11 protein-coding genes are annotated in these 13404 nt (G+C 69.5%); 5 read left to right on the top strand and 6 right to left on the bottom strand.

What is annotated here, in order from left to right; translation table 11 throughout:
* The 6 genes from tssG to tssB all read right to left on the bottom strand — a co-directional run.
* Positions 1-552, bottom strand: a 552-nt coding sequence (gene tssG, locus NK214_RS24040) for a type VI secretion system baseplate subunit TssG (protein ID WP_253315698.1), incomplete at its 3' end; no start/stop codon positions are given.
* Positions 516-2315 (bottom strand): type VI secretion system baseplate subunit TssF, encoded by a 1800-nt coding sequence (gene tssF / locus NK214_RS24035; RefSeq protein ID WP_253315697.1) that lies wholly within the window; start codon positions 2313-2315, stop codon positions 516-518. The genes tssG and tssF, both read right to left, overlap by 37 nt.
* Positions 2315-2782, bottom strand: coding sequence for a type VI secretion system baseplate subunit TssE (gene tssE / locus NK214_RS24030; protein ID WP_253315696.1), 468 nt, complete (start codon positions 2780-2782; stop codon positions 2315-2317). Before tssE ends, tssF begins: the two co-directional genes overlap by 1 nt.
* Positions 2783-3181: 399 nt before the next feature.
* Positions 3182-3679, bottom strand: a complete 498-nt coding sequence (locus NK214_RS24025; protein ID WP_048409970.1) for an Hcp family type VI secretion system effector — start codon at positions 3677-3679, stop codon at positions 3182-3184.
* A gap of 65 nt (positions 3680-3744) precedes the next feature.
* Complete coding sequence (gene tssC, locus NK214_RS24020) at positions 3745-5223, bottom strand: type VI secretion system contractile sheath large subunit (protein WP_081545014.1); 1479 nt, start codon at positions 5221-5223, stop codon at positions 3745-3747.
* A gap of 35 nt (positions 5224-5258) precedes the next feature.
* The gene (tssB, locus tag NK214_RS24015; RefSeq protein ID WP_081545015.1) at positions 5259-5804 is read right to left on the bottom strand and encodes a type VI secretion system contractile sheath small subunit; all 546 of its coding nucleotides are present in this window, start codon (positions 5802-5804) and stop codon (positions 5259-5261) included.
* A 281-nt stretch (positions 5805-6085) separates the two neighbouring features.
* Between tssB and NK214_RS24010 the strand changes: the two genes are divergently transcribed.
* The 5 genes from NK214_RS24010 to tssA form a co-directional block, all read left to right on the top strand.
* Complete coding sequence (locus NK214_RS24010; RefSeq protein WP_199225884.1) at positions 6086-6541, top strand: hypothetical protein; 456 nt, start codon at positions 6086-6088, stop codon at positions 6539-6541.
* Between the two features lie 24 nt (positions 6542-6565).
* Positions 6566-7912 (top strand): type VI secretion system baseplate subunit TssK, encoded by a 1347-nt coding sequence (gene tssK, locus NK214_RS24005; protein ID WP_253315699.1) that lies wholly within the window; start codon positions 6566-6568, stop codon positions 7910-7912.
* Positions 7902-8666 (top strand): DotU family type IV/VI secretion system protein, encoded by a 765-nt coding sequence (locus NK214_RS24000; RefSeq protein ID WP_253315695.1) that lies wholly within the window; start codon positions 7902-7904, stop codon positions 8664-8666. Before tssK ends, NK214_RS24000 begins: the two co-directional genes overlap by 11 nt.
* Positions 8663-12514, top strand: a complete 3852-nt coding sequence (locus NK214_RS23995) for a type VI secretion protein IcmF/TssM N-terminal domain-containing protein (RefSeq protein ID WP_107799786.1) — start codon at positions 8663-8665, stop codon at positions 12512-12514. The genes NK214_RS24000 and NK214_RS23995 overlap by 4 nt, the downstream gene beginning before the upstream one ends.
* Before the next feature lie 31 nt (positions 12515-12545).
* Positions 12546-13404, top strand: an 859-nt coding sequence (gene tssA / locus NK214_RS23990) for a type VI secretion system protein TssA (protein WP_253315694.1), incomplete at its 3' end; no start/stop codon positions are given.

Here is a 13404-nt window from a genome sequence, read left to right as displayed (position 1 = left end):
GGCCAGCAGCGCGGCGTCCGGCACCGCCTGGCGTTGTTGCAGGCCGGCGGGCAGCAGGCCGCACAGGCTGAGCAGCAGCGGCCGCGCCGGGCTGAGCCGCGGCGCGGCGAAGCTGGGCGCCAGCCGGTATTTGCGCTGGGCGCGGTAGAGCAGGGCCAGCAGCCGGTGCTGGAACAGTTGCAGGAATTCCGCCGGCGCGTGGTCTTTGTCCTGGCGGCGTTGTTGCAGCCATTCCTGGTAGGCGTAGGGCAGCGGGCCGTCCGGGCCGCCCAGGCCGAAGGATTCGACATCGAGCGCCGGCTGGCCGTCTTGCGCGTCGCCGCCCAGCGCGCCCGGTTCCAGCGCGCTCAGTTCGCTGGCGGCGAAGGCGGGCAGCAGCGGGCCACGCAGCCGCAGCGCCTCGCGCGCCGGGTCCGCGCCCTGGCCCAGCGGCGCGGCTTGCGGCGTCAGCCGTTCCAGCAGCATCACCGCCTGGGCGAATTCAAAGCCCTGCGGCCGCGTCAGCAGCCGCTCGGCTACAGAACCAGGCTGGGGCCGGGCGGCGGCTGCCATGTCTGGATCTCCTGTTGCTGGTGGACGAGTCGGGTGCGCACGAAGCGGTTGGCGTGGGCGTAGAGGGCGAAGAAGTGGGCGAGCACGGCGGCGAACAGCACGCGGCTGCCGCCGGCGAAGCAGGCCGGGTCCAGCTCCAGCGTCAGTAGCAGGCCGTTGCGCCAGCCGCGCCAGGCGTCGGCGCCGACGTGGTCGACGATGCGTTCGCTGCCAAGCGCGACGATGCCTTCGATCTGGCGGCGCGCGGCCGGCTGTTCGCCCAGATTGTGCAGCGCCAGCATTTCGCGCAGCGCGGCCAGCGCCTGCGGGCCTTCGCTCAGCGACAGGTGGTTGAGGCTGAGCTGGGACACCAGTTTCCAGCGCGAGGCGCCGTCCAGCGCGGCTTCGGTTTGCGGCCGCGGCGGGCGCAGCAGCCGCGCCTGGCCCACCGGGCCGGGCAGTTCGAACATCAGCGGCGCGCCGGCCGGCAGTTGCTCGGCCAGGTGGCGGTTGGTGCATAGCAGCTCGGCGGTGAGGCTGAGCTCGCTGGCGGCCAGCGGGTCGAAATCGGCGTCCACCAGGGTGAGCAGCATGTCGCTGCCGGGGCGCAGGCGGTTGAGGCCGCGCACGCGGCGCGCGTGCCAGTAGCGGCCGTCGCCGCCCTCGCCGTGGCTGCAGGCGAAATAGGGGGCGATGCGGCGCGCGCCGTCCGGGCCGGCGGCGCGCAGCTGGCGGATGGAGTGGATTTCCACGCTGTGGTCGCGGTGGGCGTCGGCCACCAGCAGGTATTCGCTGCGGCTGCCGTCCGGGCGCAGCGGCTCTGAGGTGTGCGGAAACAGATTGATCACCGGCGCGCAGCCCAGCGCGATGTCGCCGTGCTGGATGCCCAGGCGGCCGGCCGGCGCGCGCTCGAAGGCGATGACGATTTCCAGTTGCCGCTCCGCCTGGCGCGGCAGGCTGAGCGGCAGGTCGAAGAAGGCGAATTTTTCCGGGCAGGCGAAGTATTCCGCCAGCAGCGCGTGCGCCGGGTGCACGCCGTCCTCGGCCGGCAGCAGCGCTTCGTCGGCGCCAAAGCCGCAGGCGCGCGGCAGCGCGCCGGGGCGGATGGAGGGCGCGAGGCCGGGCCGCTCCGGCAGCCGGCAGCTGATTTGCAGGCTGTGGGCGGACAGCAGGTCGTAAAGCGCGGCGGCGTTGAGCGGGGAGCCGGCCAGGTGGATGCGCAGGCTGTTCAGCGGCAGCGCGCCCAGCGGCTCCGGCCCCAGTTTCTCCAGCCGCAGCACCAGGGCGGCGCGCGCCTGGGCCAGGCCGCTGGCGGCCTGGGCTTCGTCTTCGGTCAGCAGGCTGGCGGCGGCGAGCCGCAGCGGCCACAGGGTGACGGCGGCGCTGGTGCGGAAACGCAGGCTGTCGCCGGCGGTGGTGGCCACGAACAGCGGGGTGCCGCGTTCGATGCGGTAGCCGGCGTCCAGCTTGCCCTTGTCCGGGTCCGGCTCGAAGCGGGCGATGGCGCAGGAGGGCATGGGCCGCAGCGCGTGCGGGTAGAGCTGTTCCAGCAGCGCGTCGGTGAGTTCGGAGTAGTCGTCGTCCAGCCGGCGTTGCAGGCGAGCGCAGAGCAGGGCGAAGCCTTCCAGCAGCCGTTCCACTTGCGGGTCCGGGCATTCGCCGTCGCTCAGTTGCAGGCGGTGGGCCACCTTGGGGTAGCGTTGGGCGAATTCGCCGCCGGCGTGGCGCAGGTAGGCGAGTTCGCGTTGGTAGTAGTCCAGCAGGCGCGGGTCCAGCGATTCCATCAGCCGGCGTCCTCGCAGGCGGTGAGCCGCGCGCCGGACGGGTCCAGCTCGGCGACGAAGGCGGCCGGCCAGCGGCTGCCCTCGGCCTGGAGTTCGCCGTCTATGCGCACGCTGAGGAGCAGGCCGCGGCCCGGCACGGTGTCCACGCTGACGCGCGGCGCGGCCAGCCGGGGTTCGAAGCTGCGTATCGCCTGGCGGATCTCGCGCGCCAGGCGCTGGCGGTCTTCGGCGCGCTCCGGGTGCAGCGCGCTCCAGTCCGCCACGCCGTAGTCGATGACGCTGAGTTCGGCCAGGTAGGGTTGTGCCGTGCGGCGGCTGGACAGCAGCCGCGCCAGTTCCGCCCGCACCGATTCTTGCAGCCGGCGGCGGTCCACCCGCAGCAGCGGCTCGGCCTCCAGCCGCTGCCGCGGTTCGGCGTCGGCCAGCAGTTCGAACAGACCCGGGCGAAACTGGGCGGCTTGGCGCATCGCGGTATCCTAAAAGTGCATGGGCCATGGAAAAACGCTTGGCCCCGAAACCCACGTAAAGACAGGAAAGAAATCTTTCTTGCCACGGAACGGAAGCGCACGGAAAACACGGAACAAGACAACAGCCGTGGTCATAGCCCACGCAAACCAGGCGCCGCTTTTGGGTTTGTCCGTGTTTTTCCGTGGCTAAGCCACAAAACCCACGTAAAGACACGAAAAAATCTTCTTTGCCACGGAAGCGCACGGAAAGCACGGAACAAGACAACACCCGTGGTCATGAAGTCCATGCAAGCCCGATGCTTCCTTTGGGTTTGTCCGTGTTCTTCCGTGTGCTGCCGTGGCCAAAAGACCCCGGAACGCCCGCTGTGCTTATGGACTTCCGCGGCGGATTCAATCGACTTATTTGGAGTACTTGTTGGCGGCCAGGTCCCACACCGCGGCGGCGTTGCCGTCCTTGGCGCCGGTGTCTTTCTGGGTGGTCAGCTCCCACTTGATCTTGGTGAAGTTGAGCGAGAGGTTTTCCACCGGCTTGCCGCCGGTGCCGCCGCTGACGCTGACGTTGGACAGGATGGCGTTGGTCAGGGTGTAGACGATGTAGGGCAGCACCTTGCCGCTGCTGTCGGCCGCGTTGCGGCCTATGGTGATCTTGACCTCGGGGATGTTCTTGCCCTGGCAGCAGTAGGCGTTGAGTTCCGGCGTGGATTTGTCGGTGAACTTGGTCAGGCTGAATTCGCCGATATGCGGCTTGCCGGAGGTGCGTTCGGTGTTGCTGACGTCGTTGGTCACCTGCATGGCCACGTTGTGGCTGTAGGACAGCACTTCGATCTTGTCGGTGTAGCCTTCCAGCTTGCACTCGCCCTTGATGTCGCTGCCCAGGTCCAGAATGATGGCGTCCATTGCTATGTGTTCTCCGTGTTATGAGAAGTATTGGGCCCGCCGCGCGGCGGGCCCTTGGTGTGGCGTCAGGCGGCGGCCGGCGGCGGCAGCTCCGCCACCAGGCGGATGGACGCGGTCAGCTCTTCCAGCTGGAAGTGCGGGCGCAGGAAGACGGTGGCGCGGTAGGCGCCGGGCTTGCCCGGCACTTCGGTCACGTCCACCCGCGCTTCGCGCAGCGGGTACTGGGCTTTCACTTCCTGCGGCGCGTTGTCGTTGACCAGCACGTAGTCCGCTATCCAGTTGTTCAGATAGGTTTCCACATTGTCGCGGGTCAGGAAGCTGCCGATCTTGTCGCGCATGATCACCTTGATGTAGTGGGCGAAGCGCGAGGCGGCCAGCACATAGGGCAGCATCGCGGAGATGCGCGCGTTGGCGTTGGCGGCGTTGGTGTTGTAGACCTTGGGCTGGTTGGCGCTCTGGCCGCCGAAGAACACCGCCAGATCGGTGTTTTTCTTGTGGCACAGCGCGATGAAGCCCAGGCCGTCCAGTTCTTTCTCGCGGCGGTCGGTGATGGCGATCTCGGTGGGGCATTTGAGCGCGATGTCGCCGGACACGGTGCCGAAGGTGTGGGCCGGCAGGCCTTCCACCGCGCCGCCGCCTTCCACGCCGCGGATGGCCGCGCACCAGCCGTATTTGGCGAAGGCGTCGGTGATGCGCTGGCCCAGCGCGTAGGCGGCGTTGCCCCACAGGTATTTGCCGTGGTCGGTGCCGTTGACGTCTTCCACGTAGTTCATGCCCTCGGTGGGCTTGGTGTCCGGGCCGTAGGGCAGGCGCAGCAGGATGTGCGGCAGCACCAGGCTGACGTAGCGGGAGTCCTCGCTGGCGCGGAAGGAGCGCCATTTGATCAGCTCGGCGCTTTCAAAAGCCTTGGACAGGTCGCGCGGCACCGCCAGTTCGGTGAAGCTGCTCATGTCGAACAGGCGCGGGCTGGCGGCGGAGATCAGCGGCGCGTGCGCGGCGGCTGCCACATTGGACAGCTTTTCCAGTAGCGCCACGTCCTGCGGATGGCGGCCAAACTCGTAATCGCCGATCAGCAGGCTGATGGGGTGGCCGCCGAAGGTGCCGTACTCTTCCTCGTAAATCTTCTTGAACAGCGCGCTCTGGTCGAATTCCACCGCTTTTTCCAGATCGTTCTGCAGCTCGTCCTTGGTGGCGTTGAGCAGGCGCAGCTTCAGGCGGCTGCTGGTTTCGGTGTTCATCACCAGGAAGTGCAGGCCGCGCCAGGAGGCTTCCATCTTCTGCACGTCCGGGTGGTGCAGGATGTTGTTGAGCTGCTTGCTCAGCAATTGGTCGATGATGGCGATGCGGTGGTTGATCATGGCCACGGTGTCTTTGTCGATGGCCATGCCTTCGTCCAACACCTGGGTGGCGAATTCGGACAGCAGGTCCTTGGCGTACTCCTGCTGGATGTCGTCGTGGGCCATGCGGCCTTCCTGGATGATGCGGTCCAGCAGCGACAGCGAGGCGGCGTCGCCGCTGGGCGCTTCGGCTTGGGTCTTAGCCATGAGATGTCTCCGGTATCAGGGGGTCGGGCGGGGCGTCAAGCGGCCGGCGGCGCGTCCGGCGCCGGCGCGGCTTCCGCGGCGGCCGGGGCCTCCGGGCGGGCGCTCTTGATCTTTTGCAGTTCCTCGGTGTTGGCCACCACGTCCTGCAACAGCTTGTCCAGTTCGTCGTTGCCGTCCAGCTTGGTCAGCAGGTCGCGCAGCTTCTGGCGCGCTTCGTACAGCCGGCGCAGCGGGGTGACTTGCTTGACGATGTTGACCGGGTCGAAGTCGTCGAAGTGGTTGAACTTCAGCTCCACATTGAGCTTGCTGCCGTCGTCGGACAGCGCGTTGTCCACCTGGGCGGTGACGCGCGGCGTCAGCGAGGCCAGCACGGCGTTGAAGTTGTCGCGGTCTATCTCCACGAAGCGGCGCTCGCTGAGCTTGGGCAGCGGCTGCTCCTGCTTGCCGGCCAGGTCCGCCATGATGCCTACCACCAGCGGCAGCTCCCGTTTTTCCAGGGCGTTGCCGATTTCCACGTCATACGTGATTTGCACGCGGGGCGGACGAATCCGGTCCAGCTTGTGCTGTGTGCTCTCTGCCATAACAGACCTCGATCGGTTGGGAAGCTGGGGACGCCGACGGCGGGCCGCGTATCCGGTCCGCTTGGGCGAAACTGCATGATTGTCAGACCATTGTTGCCCGGCCGGGCCTGGTCGTTCTTTTCCATTGAAGCCGGCTCAAGCCGCCGCATGGAAGCCCTTTTTGCTGACAAATGCTTGCAACTTGCATTTTTCAATGACCATGGCTTAACAATTCCTATAGAACTGTCGGCGTTTTTTTGCCAATATTATTTGCAATGGATAATGGCGTCGGGGTGATGCGGATGCGCAACGGGTATCTGGCTGGGCTGTTCTGTGGTTTGGCTTTGGGCTTGGGCGGGTGCTCGTCGCTGGGCTTCGGCCCCTCGGTCAAATTGCAGGCGGCCACGCTGGACGTGGTCAGCATGGCCAACGACGACACGCCGCTGGCGGTGGACTTCGTCGCCGCCAAGGACCCGGAGCTGTACAAGCTGCTGCTGGGGCTGCCGGCGGCCAAGTGGTTTGAGCAGCGCGAGCAGCTGCTGCGCGACTACCCGGCGGATCTCAAGGTATGGGAGCTGGAGCTGGTGCCGGGCCAGCATCTGGAAACCGAGGACGTGCCGATACGGGGCGAATCCGCGGCCGGCCTGCTGGTGTACGCCAGCTACGCCGGACCGGGCATGCACCGGCTGAGCCTGGACGCGCGCAAGAAGGTCTGGCTGCGCTTTGAAAGCAAGAATATGCGGCTGATGGAGCCGTAGCGGGGGGAGAGCGGTTTGAAAGCAGTGCCACAGGCGGTGTGTTGGTACGAGGGGATGCAGTTGCTGCCCCAGCATTTTCAATGGCAGGCGCTGAGGGCGGACGGGGTGTCCGCGGCGCTGGCGGCGGCGGCCCAGCCGCTGTATTGGGGCGTGCTGGAGCTGGAGCTGGACGAGGCGGCGCTGGCCGGCGGCGTGGCGCGGGTGTCCGCGCTGGAGGCGGTGCTGCCGGACGGCCTGCCGCTGCGCTTCGACGCCGGCGACGGCGCGGCGCTCAGCTGCGACGTGACGGCTGCCGCGGCGGAGGCGCCGGGCCGCACGGTGACGGTTTACCTGGCTTTGCCGCCCCTGTGGCGCGCCGGCCGGCTGGACCCGGCCGCCGGGCGTTTCCGCTCGGAAAACAGCGAGGCGGTGCCGGATTTGAGCAGCGGGGAGAACCCGGCCAGCCTGACGCTGTGGCGGCCGGACATCCGCCTGGTCACCGAGGCCGAACGCGCCGACATGATCTGCCTGCCGCTGTTGCGCATCGCCCAGCAGGGCGGCGGCTTTGCCCGCCGCGCCTACGCGCCGCCGTCGCCGCGGCTGCTGCCGGACAGCCTGCTGGGGCGCAAGGTGGCGGCGCTGTGCGCCAAGGCGCGTGAAAAATGCATCTTCCTCAGCGGACGTCTGCGCCAGGCCAAGGAGGCCGGCAAGGACGACGACATCGACGAAATCCGCCGCCAGCTGGCGGCGCTGTGGGCGCGGCTGCCGGAGACGGAAGCCGCGCTGGGTAGCCGCGCCGCCCATCCGGCCGCCCTGTTCGGCCTGCTGGCCGGCATGGCCGGCTCGCTGACCGCGCTGGACCCGGGCGCCGGCGCGCCGGTGTTCCCGGCTTTCAATTACCAGGAACTGCTGGCCAGCTACGAGCCGCTGCTGAACTGGCTGTCCGCCGCGCTGGACCGGGTGCGCGCCGGTTACCGCAGCCTGCCGTTCAACCGCGACGAAGAAGGTTTCTGGATCGTCTTGCCGGAGGCCGCGCGCGACAGCGGGCGCTTGATCGTCGGCCTGCGCATGCCCGGCGGCGCGCCGGATTCCGCCGCCCAGCAATGGCTGGGCCAGGCCATCATCGCCTCCGAATCCCATGTGGCCACGCTGGCGCGCCAGCGCATGCGCGGCTTGTCCTTCCAGCCGCTGGACCGCGCCGAACAAGTGGCTTACAGCGTGGGCGACGACACCCGGCTGTTCGCCGTGCTGGCCAACGGCGACTGGCTGCAAGCGGATCAGCCGCTGAGGATGACGCTGCCGGCCGGCGGCGCGGCGCTGGAGCCGTGGGAGGCGCTGCTCTTCGTCGCGGACCCGCGCGAGGACGCCGATGGAGAACGCCATGCTGGATAGCGCGCTGTCCCAGCCGCTGGGGGTGCTGGCGCAAGCGCCGCTGAGCGCCACTTTCGAAGACGCTTACGCCGAATGGCTGCAAGTGTTCCAGGAACTGGCCGGCGGCGGCCACAAGGCCGAAACCGCCGCCGAACTGGCGGCCGAGCAGGGCGGGCTGCTGGCGCGGCGCTTGAGCCGCGCCGCCGGCGCGCGCGTGGGCGCGGCCGGGCAGAGCCAGATCGAGGCCTTGCAGTATCTGTTCGTCGCGCTGATAGACGAGCGGCTGTTGTTCGACGACTGGCCGGGGCAGAGCCTGTGGCAGGCCACGCCGCTGGAGCAGCGGCTGTTCGGCAGCCGCGCCGCCGGCGACAAGGTGCCGGCGCTGATCGAGCGGGTCTTGCGCGAGCGCGATCCGGCCGGGCGCGATCTGGCCAACGTCTGCCTGCAAACGCTGACCCTGGGTTTCTACGGCCGGCTGCGCGGGCCGGGCGGGCTGGCCCAGCACGAGGAATGGCGGCGCGAGCTGTTCGCCTTCGCCTACCAGCGCGACGCCGACATCCGCAGCCTGGCGCCGGCGCTGGAGCGCAGCAGCAATGTGCCGCCGCTGCGGCTGACGGTGCGGCGCATGCTGCCGGACGGCTTCCGGCTGGCCGTGGGCGTGGCCGCCATCCTGGTGGGCATGTCTGTGGTGGGGCACGCGTTCTGGCATGACATCGTGTCGCGGGTGGAGCCCATGCTGTACCGCGGGGCGGACGGGGACGGGCAGAGCAAATGACGATACAGACCCTAGCCGGCATTGTGCTGCTGACCCTGTTGATCCTGCTGGCGCTGGCGGCGCTGATCTGGTGGCTGCGGCGCGAGGCCGATCCGGCGCGGCGCAGCTTCCGCGGCTCGGTGCGCCGCTTCGAGCGCGAGATCGGCGCGGAAGACCGCTACCAGACCCCCTGGGTGCTGGCGGTGGGCGACCGGGTGCGCAATGTGGAGGCCTTGTGCGCCTCGCTGCAGCTGAAGAGCGAGGGCGAGGCCAATTGGTTCGGCCGCTGGTGGTACGGCGGGGACGGCGCGGTGCTGGTGATTCCGGACGATATGTTCAGCCATCCGGAAGGCGCGCTGGCGCCGCTGTCGGCCTGGCGGCGGCTCTTGGGCGTGCTCTTGCGCAGCCGCGCCGCGCGGCCGCTGGACGCGCTGATCTGGACCGTGTCCGCCGGCCAGCTGTGGAGCGAGCACCTGGCGGTCAGCGCCGGCCTGGCCGCGGCCAAGAAGTTTTCCGATCTGCAAAGACGGCTGGGCCTGAGCCTGCCCATCTATCTGGTGGTGACCGAGACCGAGCAAGCACCGGGCTTCCTGGAGCTGGCGCAGGCGCTGCCGCGCGAAGCGCGCGACGCGATGCTGGGCTGGTCCTCGCCCTACGCCGCCAGCGCCGCCTATCAATCCGACTGGATAGAACAGGCCTTGACGCGGCTGCGGCTGACCCTGAGCGAAACCATAGCCGAATTCGGCGCCCTGCAAGGCGGCGTGTCCACGGATCTGTACCTGCTGCCGCGCAGCTTCGAGGCGGTGCGCGCCAATCTGCAGGCGCTGTGCGATCCGGTGTTCCGCGGCAACGCGCTGGGCGAGGCGCCGCAGTTGCGCGGCATCTACTTCACCGGCGCCCAGGCCGCGCCGCAGGACGATCTGGAAGAAACCGTCGCGCCGCCGGCGCTGCCCCTGTTCGCCGGCCGGCTGCTGCGCCAGCGGGTGCTGGCGGAGCAGGGCCTGGCCCAGCCGGTGCCGCGCATTCTGCGGCTGCGCCAGCGCTGGCACCGCTGGACCCTGGCCGGCATGGGCTTGTTCGCCGCCCTGTGGCTGGCCGGCATCAGCTGGTACTGGCACGCGGCCACCGACGACGCCGACGCGCTGGGCCGCCAGCTGCGCATTCTGCAACTGGACCGCGGCGGGCCGCGGCCGGAACTGGGCAACGACGCGGCGGCGCGGCAAAGCGTCGCCGCCTTCTGGCGCGCGCTCAAGGACGCGCCCTCGCGCCGTTTCGGCACCTTGCTGCTGCCCACCTCGCTGATGTCCCCGGTGGACGGCCGCATCGACGACACCATCGAATACGCGCTGCGCCGCTCGGTGATGCTGCCCTTGCAACAGCGGCTGCTGCGCGACGCCGAACAAGTGCGGCGCTTGGGCGAGGCCGGCGCGGACAGCGTCAGCGACGACACCGCCGCGCCGGAGAAATGGCCGGCCTATCTGCTGGCGCGGCAACTGGCCGGCGACGCGGTCAAGCTGGAACAGCGCGTCAACCAGTTCAACCACGCGGTGCGCGACGGCAACACCACGCTGGACGAGGCGGCGGAGCTGGCCAACGGCCTGTTCGGCCTCAGCCTGCGCGCGCCGCAGAACGCCCAGCGCGACAATCTGCGCCGCATCCTGCTGTCCAGCGATCAACTGGTGGCCGCGCCGATCGATCTCTCCAAGATCCGGCCGCAGGTGGGCGAACACTTCAGCGGCCTGATGCAAGCCTGGCTCGGCCAGCTCTACACCAATCAAACCTTCGACCTCACCGCCCAGCAATTGCAGAAACAGCTGCTGATGCTGGAGTCCGGCCAAGGCAACTCCTTGCCGGAACTGGACAGCGTGGCCGGCCACATCGGCCTGCTGCAAAGCCTGGTCAACGCCACCAACAGCGCCTGGAGCCGCGCCGCCGGCCAGGATCTGGTGCCCGGCTACAGCGCGATGCTGGACGGCGCGCGCCGCTCCAGCCTGATAGGGCGGGACGCGGTGGCGCGGGTGGTGGACCATTCCGCGGTGGCGCGCCAGGAATTCCGCAAGCGCTGGCTGGGTGGCGTGGGCGCCAGCTCGGCGCTGTTGGCGCAAGGGCCGTCCGGCGGCCTGGAACTGCAGGACCAGGTGCTCAAGCTGAACGTGACCCTGGCCTCGCTGCTGAAGCAGGACTTCGTCGCCAGCGCGCGGGCGCAGGGCGAAAGCGGCCCGACGGCGGGCGGGCTGGCGAATATGGACGCCGACGCGATGACGGCGGCGCTGCGTCATTACGACGGCTACCAGAAATACCTGGCCGGCAGCGCCGGCCAGATGCCGCCGGCCTACCGTAAGGGCCTGGAACGCGCCTTGCAGGACAGCGCGGCGCGGGCGATGTGGGCCGCCCTGAGCAGCCGCCGCGCCGAGCCGTCGGTTGGCCTGAACGGCGGTTCCATCGACGAGGGCAACGCCTTCGACGCCCAGGCCAAGGCCGCCACCCCGGTGCTGGCGGCGCTGGACGAACTGGCCCAGCCCGCCTTCCGCGACAGCGTGCTGCGCGAGATGGACCGGCGCGCGCTGCAATCCTTGCGCCACGCGGAGCGCAGCCTGCAAGGGCTGGGCTTGTACCAGCCGCTGCAGGGCAGCTTCCGCTGGTGGGACGGCTCGCGCAACGCCGGCGCCCGCGCCTTCCGCGCCGGCGGCGCGCGCGAGCTGCAGCAATACCTGGGCGCGCAGCTGGAGCTGGTGGGCAATCTGACCCAGGCCCAGGCGCCGGCGCTGAGCTGGCTGGCCTCGCACAAATCCTCGTTGCCGGTCAGCGACCAGCAATTGCAGCAACGCTGGCAAAGCGCCGCCGTCGAACTGCGCCACTACAAGGAAAAGGCCGCCAACAGCGCGCCGGCGGTGCTGGAAACCATGATCGTCAAGGATTTCAACGAGATGGACGTGGGCAATTGCCGCGCGGTGCTGGACCAGGTGGAGCTGCCGGCCGCCGGCAACGTCTTCTCCGACCGCGCCCAGACCCTGGTCAGCCTGGCCAGCGACCGCTGCGGCGCGCTGCGCACCCAGGCCGGCGCCGCCGCCTACCAGAAGCTGAGCGCCTTCTTCAATCAATACCTGGCCAACCGCTTCCCCTTCGCCGCCAAGCTGGCGGCGCCGGACGCCGCGCCGGAGCGGGTGGCGGAATTCATGCGCCTGATGGACGACAGCGGCGGGCTGGCGGCCGCCGGCCTGCAGGACCTCAAGTCCGGCCAGGCCCAGGCGGCGCGGCGCTTCCTGGACGCGGCCAAGGCGGCGCGCGCCTGGCTGGGGCCGATGTTCGCCCGCGAGGGCGGCGGGCCGTGGCAGGGCGTGGACGTGGAAGTGCGCTGGCGCACCGACCGCGAACACGAACAGGCGGCGGACCAGGTGATCGAATGGACGCTGGCCAGCGGCGGCCAGCGCCTGCGCTACCCCGGCGGCGACGGCCAGCGCCTGCACTGGAACATCGGCCAGCCGGTGACGGCGACCCTGCGCTGGGCCAAGGAATCGCAACAGGCGCCGGTGGAGGATTCGACGCAAAGCGGGCTGACCGTGTTCGACCGGCTGGCCAGCTGGAACTACGGCGGACAATGGGGCTTGCTGCGCTTGTTGCGCGAGAACAATTCGCCGCTGCGCACCAATAGCGTGGAAGGCGTCAACGATGTGGGCCTGATGCTGGCGCTGCCGGTGCGCAACCCGGCCTTGCTGGGCAACGGCGACGCGCAGATGTTTTTGCGGCTGACCTTGCAGGCGCCGGGCGGCAAGAGCGGCCTGGCCGTGGCCAGCCTGCCGTACGCCGCGCCGCCGTCGCCGTTCCGCGCGGCCGCCAATCCGCGGCTGGCCGCGATAGAGGGCAGCTGATGCGCGCTTTGAACACCTTGAGGAAACGGCCATGAGCGCCATGTCGCGTCTGGAAACCCTGTTGCAACCCATCGCCGCGGACAATCCCGGCGGCGAGCCGCTGCGCTACGCGCCGGAATACGACCAACTGCGCGAACTGCGGCGCGAGGACGATCCCAGCCTGCCCGCCGGCATCTGGGAAAGCGATTTGAAACGCGCGGACTGGTCCGGCGTGGAGCGTCTCGCCTCCGCGCTGCTGGCCGAGCGCAGCAAGGATTTGATGGTGGCCGGCTGGCTGGGGGAGTCCTGGCTGCACCTGCTGGGCCTGCCCGGCCTGGAAGCGGCGCTGGCGTTGAGCGCGCAGTGCTGCGAGCAGTATTGGGACAGCCTGCACCCCTTGCCGCAGCAAGACGATCTGAGCTTTCGCACCGGCCCGCTGGAATGGCTGGCCAAAACCTACGCCGCCACGCTGGCGGCCCAGGTGCCCTTGCTGAACGCGCCGCCGCCGCAGGAGCGGCAGCCGCTGACCCTGCGGCAGTGGCAGGACCTCAACCGCCGGCTGTTGGCCGGCGGCGACGAGGGCAAGCTGGAGCGCGAACAGGCGCGCCACGAGCAGCAGAAGCTGAACGACTGGGTGCGCGCGCTGCCGCCGGCCGCGCTGGAGGAGAGCCGCGGCGCGCTGGCGCGCAGCCGGCAATGGCTGGCGCGGCTGCAGAGCTGGTGCGACGAACGCATGGGCGCGGACGCGCCGTCCTACGCGCCCTTGAGCCAGACGCTGGAGCAGGCGGCGCAAGCCTTGCAGGAGCTGGCCGTTCTGCATCCCGGCCCGCCGCCGGAGCCGGAAGCCGCCGCCGTCGACCATCAGGCGCATGAATTCCGCCACCCGCTCCGGCGCGGCGTCCGGCGCCGCC

It is taken from the genome of Chromobacterium sp. S0633, assembly GCF_024158805.1.
Classification (GTDB): domain Bacteria; phylum Pseudomonadota; class Gammaproteobacteria; order Burkholderiales; family Chromobacteriaceae; genus Chromobacterium.
This window is presented reverse-complemented; position numbering and strand designations above follow the sequence as displayed.

Excerpts from the sequence above, each read along its gene's own strand:
- tssF (WP_253315697.1), bottom strand. The coding sequence starts at position 2,315 with ATGGAATCGCTGGACCCGCGCCTGCTGGACTACTACCAACGCGAACTC.
- tssE (WP_253315696.1), bottom strand. The coding sequence starts at position 2,782 with ATGCGCCAAGCCGCCCAGTTTCGCCCGGGTCTGTTCGAACTGCTGGCC.
- NK214_RS24025 (WP_048409970.1), bottom strand. The coding sequence starts at position 3,679 with ATGGACGCCATCATTCTGGACCTGGGCAGCGACATCAAGGGCGAGTGC.
- tssC (WP_081545014.1), bottom strand. The coding sequence starts at position 5,223 with ATGGCTAAGACCCAAGCCGAAGCGCCCAGCGGCGACGCCGCCTCGCTG.
- tssB (WP_081545015.1), bottom strand. The coding sequence starts at position 5,804 with ATGGCAGAGAGCACACAGCACAAGCTGGACCGGATTCGTCCGCCCCGC.
- NK214_RS24010 (WP_199225884.1), top strand. The coding sequence starts at position 6,086 with ATGCGCAACGGGTATCTGGCTGGGCTGTTCTGTGGTTTGGCTTTGGGC.
- NK214_RS24000 (WP_253315695.1), top strand. The coding sequence starts at position 7,902 with ATGCTGGATAGCGCGCTGTCCCAGCCGCTGGGGGTGCTGGCGCAAGCG.
- NK214_RS23995 (WP_107799786.1), top strand. The coding sequence starts at position 8,663 with ATGACGATACAGACCCTAGCCGGCATTGTGCTGCTGACCCTGTTGATC.